Source organism: Anaerovibrio sp. RM50 (genome assembly GCF_000622005.1).
Taxonomy (GTDB): Bacteria; Bacillota; Negativicutes; order Selenomonadales; family Selenomonadaceae; genus Anaerovibrio.
Genome location: NZ_JHWV01000026.1, coordinates 1 through 15,711, shown reverse-complemented (window position 1 = coordinate 15,711; position 15,711 = coordinate 1). Strand labels below are relative to the sequence as shown.

General features: G+C 34.2%; 8 protein-coding genes and 1 tRNA gene. 2 read left to right on the top strand and 7 right to left on the bottom strand.

Going from position 1 to position 15,711, the window contains the following annotated elements; all coding sequences use genetic code 11:
• Positions 1–524: 524 nt before the first annotated feature.
• The 7 genes from T525_RS0110600 to T525_RS0110570 form a co-directional block, all read right to left on the bottom strand.
• On the bottom strand, positions 525–1,112 hold the full coding sequence (locus T525_RS0110600; RefSeq protein WP_027407184.1) for a nuclease-related domain-containing protein: 588 nt from the start codon (positions 1,110–1,112) through the stop codon (positions 525–527).
• A 108-nt stretch (positions 1,113–1,220) separates the two neighbouring features.
• Positions 1,221–1,409, bottom strand: coding sequence for a hypothetical protein (locus tag T525_RS0110595; RefSeq protein WP_027407183.1), 189 nt, complete (start codon positions 1,407–1,409; stop codon positions 1,221–1,223).
• Positions 1,410–1,600: 191 nt separating this feature from the next.
• Positions 1,601–3,379, bottom strand: a complete 1,779-nt coding sequence (locus T525_RS0110590) for a nuclease-related domain-containing DEAD/DEAH box helicase (RefSeq protein WP_027407182.1) — start codon at positions 3,377–3,379, stop codon at positions 1,601–1,603.
• 3 nt (positions 3,380–3,382) lie between these two features.
• Positions 3,383–8,542, bottom strand: a complete 5,160-nt coding sequence (locus T525_RS0110585) for a DEAD/DEAH box helicase (protein WP_027407181.1) — start codon at positions 8,540–8,542, stop codon at positions 3,383–3,385.
• Positions 8,535–12,038, bottom strand: a complete 3,504-nt coding sequence (locus tag T525_RS0110580; RefSeq protein ID WP_027407180.1) for a hypothetical protein — start codon at positions 12,036–12,038, stop codon at positions 8,535–8,537. The genes T525_RS0110585 and T525_RS0110580 overlap by 8 nt, the downstream gene beginning before the upstream one ends.
• A 648-nt stretch (positions 12,039–12,686) precedes the next feature.
• Positions 12,687–12,762, bottom strand: a tRNA-Ala gene (locus T525_RS0110575).
• Positions 12,763–12,879: 117 nt separating this feature from the next.
• The gene (locus tag T525_RS0110570; protein WP_037325627.1) at positions 12,880–13,281 is read right to left on the bottom strand and encodes a very short patch repair endonuclease; all 402 of its coding nucleotides are present in this window, start codon (positions 13,279–13,281) and stop codon (positions 12,880–12,882) included.
• A 265-nt stretch (positions 13,282–13,546) separates the two neighbouring features.
• Here T525_RS0110570 and T525_RS0110565 point away from each other — a divergent pair, with 265 nt between their 5' ends.
• Together T525_RS0110565 and T525_RS0110560 are read left to right on the top strand one after the other, a co-directional pair.
• Positions 13,547–14,338, top strand: a complete 792-nt coding sequence (locus tag T525_RS0110565; RefSeq protein ID WP_037325626.1) for a hypothetical protein — start codon at positions 13,547–13,549, stop codon at positions 14,336–14,338.
• Positions 14,339–14,370: 32 nt separating this feature from the next.
• Positions 14,371–15,345, top strand: a complete 975-nt coding sequence (locus tag T525_RS0110560; RefSeq protein ID WP_027407177.1) for a hypothetical protein — start codon at positions 14,371–14,373, stop codon at positions 15,343–15,345.
• The last annotated feature ends 366 nt before the right edge of the window (positions 15,346–15,711 follow it).

Here is a 15,711-nt window from a genome sequence, read left to right as displayed (position 1 = left end):
TTTCCCTGATTCACAGGCCTTGATGAAGGCACTGTATCTTGCTACTCTGGAAGCCACTAAAAAATGGACTATGCCGATTCGTAATTGGGGCCGTGTATACGGCGAATTAAGCATTATGTACGAAGATCGGCTTGAATATTAGGCTATTTCTTGTTACAGCTTTATTAAAATTGAGGCCTGGAGCCAGTCCTCAGTTTGTTGAGTTGTCTAAAATTAAAGCTAAGAAAAATGCTGGAACCGGTTTCAACCAATTCCAGCAAAATTATGAAATATATAGTTTTTTATTGCCATAGAAGACTCTATTTACAGAGTTTTTTTCACAGGCTCGTAAAAATGAACCTATTGATAAAATTGCCGTATACACCGGCCTCTCAACTGATTATATTCAAAAACTGGCCAATGATCTTTAAAGCCTTACTGTAAAAAAGTGCTTATACATGGGCTGTACTCTCCTGAAAGGAGTCCCCATTATAAGCACTTTTTATGAGTATTTATCTACCAATTATTACTACTAAATGTTTTAATTAACCCTTAAGAAATGTTGCCAAGCGTTCCTTATCCTGTTTAGCCAGCTTTCCATTTCCGCCAAAATGTCTTTCTTCCTGCCAATACCTAAAAGATCGTTCAAACACTTTTGGCAAATCACTGCTTTCCATTTCAGCATTATAAGTAATTTCCGGAATAACCTCCGTATAACCACTCTCCGCCTTTATAACACAATCTGGCGTAATCAAACAGCATGCCAAATGGCAATTACAGATCGGATCATCTGTTGAAAAATGTTCTTCCAAATATTGTTGCAATAATTTCATGCTTTTCTGCATAAAATTGTAAGGGCCCTCACTTTTTACAACTCTATCACCATATAACCACTGATCATTCTTGTGTTCTAGTACTCCGCCCCTTACTTCAACGCACATTACACCTTCATCACAAATTACAACAAAATCAATTTCACATTTTTCATTTAATGAAGACTGCTTCAAAAGCACAGAATGCAATACAATGGCGTCACCCCATGTCATTTCTTTCAAACAATTAAACGTCTTCATTACTGCCTTGTTTTTGGTGACTGATTCATCATTAATTTCAACTGGAATCATTTTTGACATTTAATTATACTCCTCTCTTTTTTACCTACACATTTACGTTTAATTCATCATAACTATGTTGAATTCTCTGGGCTGGCTCCCGAAACTACTGATGGGAACGGCCCATTTTCACATTAATTTGTGAAAACCACATCCATCAAAAGGTGCCCTTTCTATCTGGGCTGCCTGGGGACACCGGCATTTGCCGTTTTCCTGCTCATACTCAATCATAGTTTCATAGGAATCAATATAGTGATGATCCCCGCCCCAGTATCTGCAACTTGCACAAACCGTTGTTTCTTTGCCAATTGTAGCCATAATTATTCCCCCTCAAGAATACTGAAGTATCATCTTTCACCAGTATTTTACACATAAAGTAAAAAAATTCATTAAACTGCCAGTAAAAAACAGTTTCTAAAACACCTTCACCTTCGCGAATACGACATTTTACTTAAATACAATAATTGAATACACTGGTCCAGTTTTTGAAGCTACTATTTAAAGAGACTTTACCTAACCACTACTGGTTTTACATTAAGACTTCTTCCAACTGCAATTTTTCCATTTGGATAGTCTTTGTCTGAAATATCAGAACATAAATTTTTTAAATCATCGTCATCACCTATAAAAACTACATCTAAATTAATTTTTGCTCTTGAACATCCTACATAAAACAGGCATTTAGAATCATCTTCTTCACCACGGTTAGACTTGAACGAATCTGAGTCAATGTCGACAAAAATAATTACATCTGATTCAAGGCCTTTAAACTTCCTTGCCGTTGTAAACAAAACACTTCTATCTCCTCGTTCTTTACTTATAGCATGCACACCAATTTTATCGACTCCTGACAAAATGGATGTTTCTTCTGTTTTCATCGTCAGAATGCATATTTCACGATATGGATACTTTGCAGATCTGTATTGGTCAATTAACTTATTTATTGTATTTAAAGCTTTATTTTTATCAGAGCAAATATAAAAGCTAGGCATATCACCTTTAACAGATCTATCTTTTACTGCAGGAGTCAAATTTATCGGTTTTCCAGATGTATCTGCAATTTGATATGTATTTCTGCAATTCAGACTAAGAACCAATCTACACTCAGCTTTTACGAACCATTCCGGAAGCGTATTGTCTCCTTGAACAAACTGTTTTTTATCATAAAAAACATAAAAAGCTCCATCTTCTAAAATTGCAATATCATTTAATTGTTTTATTTCTTCGTTTCGGAAATCCTGCCCTTCATCTATGATTATATTGGTATACTCCCAATCATAATGATCATGATTATCAAGAAAATACATAATATCATCATTTGAAACGGACGGAACCTGCATTTTTTTGCAAGCCAGCTGAGGTAAATTATAAAAATCTATACCATTAAACTTTTCTGGATCATCATTTTTTAGCTGCTGTAGATATTCTTTAAGGTATCGATTAAAACAAAGAAATAGTACTTTGCCACTTTTAGCTAACCTCTTTGCTTTTTCAATAGCAATCATTGTTTTACCAGTTCCAGCTGCTCCTTGTATAGTTGCACTTTTCTGCTCTTCAAGATAATCTAACAAATAGCTCTGCTGATTTGTAAGTCTAATAAAAGAAGCAATTCTTTCTTCCCTTTTTGACTTAAGGCTTGGTAAAGCTTGATAATGTGGTGCAAAACCTTCGATTAGCTTATTACAAGAATCTGCACTTAACATTGTATGATTTATGCCATCATAAAACTTATATATTTTCTCAATAAAATTTTGTGGATTATCCAATGCATCTTCATAAAGAACAATTTCATCACGATATTCAACAGGTAGTTTACCTACAAAATCTTTTTTTGAAATTGACGGAAACCATACTACTGGTTCGACCAAACAGTATTGTCTGTTTTTTTCATCTTTTGGGAGAATATCCGACACTAAATCCTTAGTAATGTACTTAACTCCTCTGTCAGCCTGCTCCAGCGGCCCATACTTCATACTATGCTTTTCACCATTATCTGTACGTATATAGCTCCACTGACCGTTAATACATTCTATTCCACCTGATTTTACCTCAACAATTAATATTCCATAAATTCTATGAAAGATAGTAAAATCGCACTCTCCCCATATTACAGTTTTTATATCTTTTTTTTCTGGATTATTATTGTATTTATTTAGTATTGTTGAGTTCCATCTGACTGAATGAAACACCGTATATTCGTCCGAAAGTTTTTCTAAAGCTTTAAATACCTTTTGTTCTCCAAAGCTATTATGGTTATTTACTAAAGATGATGGTATCATTCTTGCCATTTATTATTTACCCCCCTGAAAAGAATTTTTTAATGCTTTAGCTCTAATATCACTGACCTTAACTGATTTCCAACCTGGAAGTTTTATCATCTCACTATCATTATCAAAGAGCATTATCTTGGCGTTTTTCCAACGAATAAGTATCTCTATCTCCTTATCTAGCCCTTTAACTATACCCTTACAATAAAGCTCTTCCGGAATAGGTATATCATACGTATCAAATTCTTCCCATAATTCCAGATACTTTTCCGGAAGCATTACTGACAGTCCGCTCCAACTATCAAACTGCCCACCAGAAGGAAAAGTGTCCTTGATTATAAGTTCATCTTTTAATTCTTTATATGATATTTGAGTTACTTTAGAATCTTCATTTAACGTTTGGGCTACTTCACCAGTAAAAATCTCCAGGAATTTATATGCCTTTTCGCGGTCCAAAATATCATGAACAGCCTGATTATTGTAATTTCTCAAGCAATTATAACATGATGGCGTACACCTACAATTCTTGGTGATATCAATTGCTTTTTCCACAACTCTTTGGAATACTGCACAATCTTCTGTAACCAAACGGCGAACATGTCCAGCACCACCTGCAACGGCATCATAAAGTATAATGGAGTAAATCATACTTCCCTCGTATCTCACCCTATGTAGACACCCTTTTATATCTGTACGTTCAATATTTAGTTCTTCCGACATCGCCTCCAACAATGCAAACATAACTGAAAGCATGGTTTCGTGATCATTTGCCCTGTCAATGCCAAATACGATTTTTACAACGTCTGTTTTAAATGAATGACATAATGCTTTTTTATAAAGCTTTACATTTTCGCAATCCTCTCCCATTGGTGATTTATGTTGTATCTCATGACTTAATGCATAAGAAACAAGCTTTTTATTTTTTGAGTCATTTTTTACATCATCCACGCTTATTGCATAACCACACCTATTACAAACAAAGAATTTTTCCGTACATACCACCATCAGTGAATCATTGGCAGAGGTTTCCATTTGGAGTTTATTGCGTCCGTTGATCATGAAACTGGTCTTATTGATAACTTGCCGCTCTAAATCACCTATGTAATAATCATCACTCTTATAAGCTCTATCAGGTTTTCGCAATGGAACCGGTTTAGGTAAAGCTTCAGCAATAAATCCCTTGCGAGGCTCTATCGCCGACATCCATTTTGATTTTTCTATTTCATTACCACAAGAAATACATCTCATTTTATCGCCTGAAGGCTTTACTCTTCTATGATTCCAAGTCTTACATGCATTATCCTGACATTCGGCAATATATACATCTTCCCATACTTCCCCAGTTTTTTGGGGCAACTTACGAATATAACGGCTGGTATACAGTTTTCCATCAGCAACTACCTGAGCTCCAGGAGCATACTCAGCAATTGCCAACTGCAAATCACGAATAAGTTTAATTTTATCTTCAGGATTTCCACCAGTTGCATTTAATCCTGTGTAAAGCTCAACAGTATCAACCGGGAACCCATATTTGGGGAGAACATTGTTGCGTACCAAAAATTCTATTAGTCCATTTTTGTCTCTTCCATGGGTATCGCCTGGGGCTTTCCTGAATTCTCTAAAACTCTTTTCCAGTGATGAATCCTTTTTTAATGCTTCCTCATACCAAGCAACAGTATTTCTAAAATCTTCTACTGCTATTTTAAGAATACCATCTGTTCCAATGAGTTTATCAATCCAACTAAAATCATTAATTCCCATCACTTCATGTAATTCAACAGGAATTGACTTCTTTAATAAGTTTTTTAATTTTTTTGGTTTCTCAGCTAAATAGTTAACCAGCTCTTCAAAACCATGCTCATTTAATAATACATGAGCATTATTTTTATTGTATACATTTTCATGCTTATTAAAAAAATCACTGAGAGCAACAGCAAAAATATGCCTCAAAACGACCTTTTCATTTTTTATTGTAATAAGAGGCACACCTATTTTCCCAGATATCATACGTTCCGGTTTGTCATAATAATTAAAATCATGAGACCCCAGCTTTGCATACGTCAAGGCGTAGGCTGCTGAATGAATACTTCTGCCAGCACGTCCTGCTCTCTGAACGTAGTTTGCCGGTGATGGTGGAATATTTCTAAGATATACTGTTTCAAGGTCACCCACATCTACACCCATTTCGAAGGTTGTCGAGCAACTTAGAGCATTTATCTTTTTTTGTACAAACATATTCTGATATTTCTCTAATTCTCTTTTCCCTAACTGCGCGGTATGTTCTTTAATGCGAAGCGGATGCATCTTTTTATTTGAATAAAGCCTTACATAATGATTATTTTTGAAATACTCCCTACGAGATACTTTTTTTAGCGTTCCCCCACATCTTATTGTTACACACCTATCCTGACAATTAGTCATAGTTGTCTTGCCACATTTTTCGCAAACATATAATGGCACATCATCATTTCCTACCCTAATTACAAACTGGTCTGGATCAATTTGATATCCATTTTTCTCATTACCATTTAATTCCAGTATATTATCCCAATAATTTGCCAAAAATTCTATTGACTCTTCTTTTGAAATCCCCAAAGTCTGCATCACTCTTTTTACGCGATTATTTGAATAACCTTGCTTTGGAATCCAACCTCTTAAATTTTTTCTTTTCTCATTTGCAGATATCTGTAGAACAAATTTGTGGTCGACAGGTGTATGAAAAATCTCTTCTTTTTGGGCAAGACTTATACCACTATCATATGGTATATGAAGTGCACCATTATAAACTATATCCATTACCAACAAGTTGAATAATGCTGTAACATCATTCTTATTTTTCCCATAATGCTCTGCAATTTCTTCCATCAACCCATCAGGATTACCACCATAAACAATATCAATGATTCCCACGGACATTAGGCTTGTATTGCTTCCGGCATTAACCATTTCATTTAAAACCGCAAACCAAGCCTGACTTCTGCTTAGTGCTTCTAGATCATCATTTGATTGTTTTTTAGATGTTTTAAAAGTTTTTTCATTAACAAAATATTTTGTAACCTCATCAACAAGACCATTTACAGTCCATTCAGAACGTTTTTTATTTTTCTCTATAACATGCCATATCCCCCTTCTCCGCAAGAACATCTCATAAAAAGAAGTCATATAACATGCAAAATATGCCGCTTCACTGCGGCTATCTGAAAATGACAAAAATTGACGGACCATATTATCCGTCTCATTACAATTCCCCACTTTATTACGAGCAAGCTTATATTGAGCAAATATATTATCATTGCTCTTAATATCTTTTATTTCAGATTTTATAACTGTTTCCGTTTCTGGTAATTGCTCAAATAACTCGGTTCCCAATACAGCTGTAGCAGCATCATAACCGAGATAAAACTTTTTTACATTCCCATGATTACAAAAAGGACACCGGTGCTCTTTTCTTTCTCCTTTTATTTCCGCCTTTCTTATTTTTATGTAATATTCACTGCCACAATCACACAACTCGTCTTTTAGGCTTTCATCACAAATGGCTCCACATTTAGAACAAATTATATAGTCATTCTTATCTATGTTTGTCTCATCATCGTCTTCTTCGTCGCCAAAGTCCCATAGTTCATTCTGTTCCCTTAAAAGATATACTTCATATTCCGTATCCCTTATATCACTGGCGAATTCAAATATACCATTATTCTTTTTTCCTGCAATTCCCACTCTACCACAATAATCACATACTGCTGCTTCAAACACTCTATTCTCTCCATCCGGAGTATATTGGGAACGATTTAAATATATTGTTTTTTTTGATGGCACGATAGATATATATGCACCGTCCAAGGCTCTCACAAACATGTGATATCTGGCTTTGATAAGTGCTGCTTTGTTTTTTTCAGCCCGTGAAGCAACATTAATTATATTAACTAAATCTTGCTCTGATACTGGAATATTTCTATTTATTTGTTTTGACATCTCTGATACTGTCATAGGACCAACAGCAACCCTGCGTAATTCTCTATAAACGCCTGATGACATAAATAAATCGTATAATTTTTCCTCATCCTTTTGGGAAGCATCATAACTGATACCATATTTATCCAAAATGGCATTCAAACTGTCTTGCTGTTCAGCTAATTCTGCAAATAATTGCAGAGGGTAATCTTTAATTTCTTCGTTAAATTCCTGGATGACGGTTTCAGAACGAATAATATCTTCTGAATCAAACTTTGCATCACACAATGTTTCCGCAAAATTGATAATATCATCATTTTCTTCCTCACCACCAAGAGTCGCACTGGTCAGTATATGCCTTATTTCGCCGTCAGAACTGATTCTTGCTTTCAATCTACGCACCAACAGGGACGTTTCTATACCAGTAGCACCTTTATAGATATGAGCTTCATCCAAAATCAGGAATCTAAGCTTAGCACCAGAAAAAACCTTATCATCGTTTGGACGAAGCATCATGTGCTCCAGCATAGCATAATTGGTAATTAAAATATGAGGGGGTTTTTCCTGCATAGTCTTACGAGAAATCACCTCATTTGGAAGAGGTTTAAGTTTCGCACCATTTGCATCCTCAAAAACTTCGCCATATTCAGCAATACCTTCTACATCATCATACTTTGTATTGCCAGTATAGACACCAAATGTAATATCTTTGTAATTCTTAAAAATCAACCTTAATCTTTTCATCTGATCGTTGGCTAACGCATTCATAGGATAGATAATAATTGCACGTACACCATCATCAAGTGTTCCCGCTTCCTGTTCCCTTAACAAATGATTGATGATAGGTAAAATAAAGCATTCCGTTTTACCCGAACCAGTTCCAGTAGTAACCACAAGATTTTTATTTCTGTTTATTCTTTCTATCGCTTTTTGTTGGTGCAAATACAATTTTCGTATTAATTTTATTTCCTTATCACCCTCATCCACACTGGCTTCAAGCTGACGAAATAGTGGCGACATCTCTCCTGCCTCAATTAAGCTCTCAATATTATCCCCAGTTTTAAAAGAATCTGTTATATCCAGGTACGGCCCCTTTGCTATAACATCCTTCTTGTTCAACTCATCCTCAAATTGCACCGCATAATCCTTATCCGCTATATGAAATCTTGTGGAAACATAACTTACAAATTCATCCTTAATATTTTCTGATGCTTCAATTGGATTAAACATTTTCTTTTATTTTCTCCTTCTCATATATGTACAAATCGATAAGTCTATACTTATCTTTATCTTTTTTATTATTTTGTTTAGGTTCTTTGGCCGTAACTCGATAGGTACTTTCTACTTTTTGTTGATTATAATTTAAGTAATAAAAGAAACCACCGCTATTCTCATTTTTTACACTTATATAATTTTCATCAATATATTCTACTTTAACAGGATTTACCATATTGATGATAAAATCTTTATCATTTTCATCATCCTCTTCATAAGAAAATTCACAGCGTCTCCCTTTATTAATGAAATACATGATTCCGCTATATATTGGATGTGAATTATCAATACCAATATATTTGAGATGATCTATATATATTTTTTTTATTCTTCTTTCTTTTCTTTCTAGTTTTTGGCTATTATTGGGGCCATTAATTATTTGCTCATCTGTAATATATTTAATTTTTATCTGATTCCCTTTAAAACGTAGCTCATTTTCATCACCTATTTTTAATGTACCCTCGGCTATTTCTTCATCTTTTAACTGAAAAATATTCTCTGGTTTTTTTATAATTATGTAATTATATTCATCGATAGGAATGTCAAAAACTTTTGCCACAAAATCATCATCCAACTTCAACGGATAATTATATTCCCCATTTATTACCAGCCGCAATTTTGCTGTACTGCTACCGATGAACTTACCTCCTCTATTCCAATAAAGGCTTCCATCCTTGAATTCAAATTTAGGCTCAATAGCGAAGCGTTCTTTTGGCGAAAACCTTATCAAGCAATATGTTTTCTCTGGTTCATCATCCACCATTACACGAAGTGTAATACTTACTTCTTCTAAGTCCGTTTTTTTATATTTGTGAATATCACAAGTAAGATCATAGGTATTATCACTACTTTTGCTGACCTCATCATCGCCAACAAAAAGTTTGACACTACAATTATTCGGATAACTAATAGAAAGCCTCGACTGTTCAAGCTCTTTTATCCAACATAAAATATCGTTGCCCCATACCTTCCCCTCACTCGTTTGTACAGTTATTCTAGGAATTTTTATTTCGTACATACCTCGTTTTGCAGATACAGATATAATCTCCTGCCCATAATCAATCCCATAATCACGGGAACCATTAACATCTGTTACTGTAACCTTGGCACCTTTATAGTCATCACTGCTATAATATACTTTCTTATCAAAAGTCCAAGTCAAATATTCCTCATACCTAAATTCTTCACTATAAACTGGAATTTTTTTGACCAAATCTACCACTTCAAAGTTACAGATATTATATTCATCTACCACTAATGGTATCATACATAAAATATTCTGTTCCTGTTCTTCCGTGATATAATCTGAAGATGATAACTCTTCTCCATTCATTTTAAATCTGTATTTTTGATAGTCACAGGTCTTGTCCAGCTTAACAGCTATAGTATCCAATTCTGATATTACACTATACTTATTGCCATTAAAAATATATGATATGTCCTGCTTACAATTTGGCCTTATAACACTTACCCCTGCACTTTTAGTAGAATTAGAGGCTGCAGAAGCAACAATCTTTTCATTAAGTATTATAACAAAGTCATCTTTCAAACTAGCATAATAGGTTCCATAGTTACTTTCAGCTGATACTTGATAAAAATCTGCTCCTTTTATATCCAACGTTGTCCCAGCCGGACAAATGAATAAATAATCTCCGTTTTTGCAATCAGAAACCTTACATTCTTTTTCTCCAGAAAAACATAACAAATCCCTATAAAGTGAATCTTTAGAGTCATAAATAACTTCTTCATCACATTTTATAACAATTCTTACTCGTAATAACCCATCTCCCTTTATAAGAAAATCATCAATATTAACTTTTATATCAAATCCTTTGATTGTCTTTCCTAATTCATCACCATAATCTGCCCGACGACTCTTCTCTATTTCAAGGTCTCCTATATAAATAATAGATTCTGGTTTATCAGCAAAATCAGTTTTTTTAAGTCTTATATCTGGAAATGATATTTTAACATCCTTCTCATTACACAATGAGTAGAAAGGTCTTATTCTGTCATAGTCAATAGCTACTTTTTTAGTACCCGCTTTACGTTCTGTACTTTCTGAAGCGTCACTTATTCGTTCATTCCACCAAATATCGCATAATTCATCCACATAAAATTGCCTAGATAAACTATCTATATGATCTTTAAATAAAGCATCAATCCTACGGAGCATATGTAAAAATAATTTAGCAGAATAACCTGGTTTATTTATTACAAGTTTTCTAATCCCTTCCTGAAACTTATATGATTTAGAACTGATTTTCAAGTTGTCACTTTTATTTGTATCTCCGCTAATGAACTTTTCTCTCAGGACTTTTATCATTTTGAAAATAGTTGGATCTCCCTCATCGTAGGTAAAACCCAAATTCTTCTGATAAAAATCAAATAAAAAATCATACAAACATTTCCATGAAGATTTGGTTGCCAAGGCATGGGCTACAATCGTTGATTTATAGCGATCGCCTTTAGCATCCTGTATAAACCACCTATTATTTTTTTCTACTGCATCCTTCACATAGTCCTGAAGTTTGTTCCTTAAAATTCCTGCAGTATCTCTGTAACCAAATTGAGATATAATATAATCCCAAAAGCTGCTATTATCTTCAGTATCCCATGTCTTGGCAATATTAATAACCACAAAAGTAATTTTCATCTCTGCCTCTAATGGAATTTTTTCAATATCTTTATCCAGAATTTTCTTTATGGCTTTTTGGGCATTAGAATATAATTTTTTTATTCTTTCCTCAGGTAATAATGCATTACCAATTAAAGGATTACGAGTATATAAATCCACCCAGTAATCACCAGATTCTTCATACACTCTCATGTTCTCTTCTATGGTATTGAGATTTATTTCAGTATAATTCTCTTCGTCAAAGCTACAGCAGTGTCTTTTATCTTCCAAAGTACCATTTTCCATATTATCTGCATTGGAATCGACTTTATCTTCTGCCGTCCTTGAAGAATCTATCTTATTTTTCTCTTCTATCTCATCTATTTTATTTTCTTCCGATAGGTTCGTCTCTTCAACTTTTAATTCTTTTGCTTCCGTTACATCTTCTCCAACCGAATTTTCTTGCTCGTTTTCACTATTCTCCTCTGTTTGCACAGCAGGAGCTTCCTCTTCTATTTCCTCTTCCGCTTTCGTTTCTATTATTTCAGGAACATCATTCTCTATTTCCGCTTCAATTTTATCTTCTTGGTCTTCTGCTACCAGCCCCATTGTTTCCAGTAATGCTAGCTCAACATCCCTAATTTTCTTTTCACTTAGCTTCAAATATTTCAATTCATCATTATTATATGCTTCTATAAGCTGACGCAAGCAACGTATACCTGCATCATGCAGTGCATTGCGATAAACATCAGATAATTGTACTTTATCAAGAAATTCTTTAATAAATATCCGTTTATATTCATCTTTATTTTCTATCAATATCATCTTACCCATTTCCCCAAACGCCTACCATTTCTACCCAAAAACATGTATATAAATACCCTATGTTTGCTTAGGTCTATTGTCCGACACAACTATTCCTATTATACAATATATTGTGACAATTTTCATATTTATTAACTACTATTCAAAATATTTGAGCATTTATTTTGTGGATAATCATTATTATTTAATTATATTTAAAAATAAAATACAGCCCGTCACAGTTCCTTGCACTCTTTTATTATTTACTGCCATTGAGCCATGCTGACCCTGGTTCGTATTTCTAACGAATTCTCCGTCAAAGAAAACACTTCCAATTTGAAGTTTTCCCGAAACACTAAGACAGTCGGCAAAACTTTAATTTGTTGGTGTAATTATTTCATGGGAATGTGCTGGCGGGAATACAACCTAAACTTGATAACGTATAATATCTTTCGCAAAATTAAATAGACATGGACTATTACCACTTAGTAAGATTGAATCACCACAAACAACTTACGAAAGGGGTAAAGCACCATGTCTAGTAAAATAATACAATTAATCATCATTGTGTAGAATATGCCCCTAATTAAAGACCTAAAATTATTTATATACTATAAGCTATTATTTTTTTACAACAAAAAAGCACTTTGCTTAATGCAAAGTGCTTACTTTTGTTTATGGTGGAGACGAGGGGGCTTGAACCCCTGACCCCATGCCTGCCAGGCATGTGCTCTCCCAACTGAGCTACGCCCCCATGAACATCGAATCAACGTGTTTGATTATATATCAAAAAAAGCATTTTTTCAAGCAATTCCTTATTTTTTAACAAATTAATAGCACGATCCCCCAAACAGGATTTCCTCATAATTAATCATGGAAGAAATTTTTTTATCTCATCAACCGCAGCCCCAATATCTTTTTCAATTTCACTTTCCCAGAATCGAAGTACCAGCCAGCCCAATTGTGTCAGCTGATCGTTAACCTCTTTATCCCTCTCCACGTTTCTAGTTAATTTTGGAACCCAATATTCCTTGTTAGTTTTCACCTGCTCCCCTGGGGCCTCTTGGTGCCCCCGAGCATGCCAAAAATCACCATCCACAAATACAGCAATCTTATATTTTGTGATGGCTATATCTGGGGAACCGGGAAGCTTCCGCCAGTTTTTTCGATATCTGATGCCATTATGCCACAGAGCAAGCCGAAGCTTACGCTCTGGCTTGGTGTTAGTGGATTTAATCTTGGACATAATTATACTTCGCTGCTTATCGGTCATTTTATCCAATACATTCACTTCCACGAATAATATAAATTTATATGTAAATTAATTCTTTAATGGTCATTTTCCTCCTGCAAATCTCAATAAAATTATGGAATATTTTTAACATAGAATCATATAACCGATTTTGATATACGTTACACAAGCATTTTTTCCGACATTTAAAGAAATATTACTTTTTTTCCACATAGCGCAGGATTTTTTATTTCTTTGTAGAATAGTTGACTTTGTTAAGTCTTTTGATAATACTGGGGGGATTAAGATGGCATTTGATAATTCAAAATTATCATTAAAGGAAATTGAAGCCTTAGAGTATCATTATTTATTAAAATATTGGTATTTTTTAAAGTTTGCAGAGGATGATATTTTAAAAGGTTTGAACACAATGAATGATATAAAAGCCGATTGGGACGGTAAATATGGTGGATCTGGCGGTACATCACAATTTGATGTTGGATGCGAGCGCATTATATATGCTCTTCTTAACGGTAAAGTTGCCGGCCAGCCAAATTCTAATCCGGTTAGTTCTGACCTATTTTTTGAAGTAGACGATGCCTACATCCATATTGACCTGAAATCAGTTACCACAAGCGAAGGCGGAGATAAAGATAATATTGGTGATTTTTCCAACTCAATATTTGTAGGAGAAAATCAAAATTCCTACAAAGGGCATATGCTGGTACGTGAAACAGAGGAGCGGGAGTATATTCCTAATTTGCCGACATACTACACAAACATCAGAACTGGTGATAAAAAAATCACCTTAACCTATTTTGTTTGCTTGCTTAATAGTTCAAAAACATTGAAATCCGAGTTAATATCTATAATGTGCATGCCTAACGGAAGGCTTGAAGAGTATTACAAGCATAGACCATTGAAGGCTGGTAAAAATCCAGGAAAAACTCGGTTTTATTTTAGCAAAATTCCTACCTTTGAACTGCTAGAAGGTGAAAAGAAGCGTGTACGCATAGTTCATAAAAACCCTGAAATGTCTGGTTATGTAAAACAAAAATTGAATTTTTATCTTTCAAATTTTGATCCGTCAATTGATTAGTTAGTTAAAATAATAAATGGAGACCATTGATTATGGCAAAACAAGATATTAATAAAAAATTAACCAAAAAACAAAAAAATATACTTAACCTTGAAAAAAAATATTTCAAATACTTAGAAGAAATTATCCAATCTGACGAGTTTCTTGGTGATCTACTCAAAATTGAAAGAGAAATTAGGCATAATTATCATTCTTTTTTAATATGGAAAAAAAATAATAAGCTAGATACCGTAGCAGAACGCCTTATCAGTTATCACATATATAAGAAATTTTACGATGATTTGAAAGGTATATATCCTTCACCAATATGCTCTGACTTAGGCATTATACTTACAGATTGCACCCTTTGTGTTGATGCAAAAACCGTAGATGTTGATGCCAATAAATCCGATGTTACAAATCCTTGTGTAGAACCTAATCAAAATTCTTTTGATAACTCCAATCACCCTTATTTTAAAGCAAAAGGCAATATAGAGACCTACGAACATTATTCGCGCCTTCCTGTTCTTACGTACTTAATCAGAATTCTTTACACAGATGATGGTATAAAATTTTCATTAATCCATGGAGATAATGATTCAATTATGCTCGCTTGCATTCCAAATGGCGAGCTATCTAATCTCTTTGATTATGATATTATAGCAGGATTCAAAACCTATTCTTATTACAATGGAAAAGATGATGATTATTACAAACCTCATTTTATTCCAAATAATATTAAAAAAGATGCATCCATTTTAAAACATATAAGAAAATATTGCGAAGACAAAGGATGGGTAGAGTATTCGATACCTCTGTCAAATAATCAGATTAAATATATATATCATGATGCAAACAGAGGAATATATTGGACGCTAGTTGAAGGTCGTAATGGTAAACGTTTGCAAGCCATAAAGGAAGTCAATACAGCAAGAATAGATCATAACATTATAAGCGAACGTTATGATGGCAATAATAACGTATGGTGTGGTTACGCTGGATATTCTATTCCTGAAGCACAAGAATAGCTATACACTAGGGGGATATGGACCATTGCTCCCTTAATAGAGCCTGTGAAAAAAACTCTGTAAATAGAGTCTTCTATGGCAATAAAAAACTATATATTTCATAATTTTGCTGGAATTGGTTGAAACCGGTTCCAGCATTTTTCTTAGCTTTAATTTTAGACAACTCAACAAACTGAGGACTGGCTCCAGGCCTCAATTTTAATAAAGCTGTAACAAGAAATAGCCTAATATTCAAGCCGATCTTCGTACATAATGCTTAATTCGCCGTATACACGGCCCCAATTACGAATCGGCATAGTCCATTTTTTAGTGGCTTCCAGAGTAGCAAGATACAGTGCCTTCATCAAGGCCTGTGAATCAGGGAAA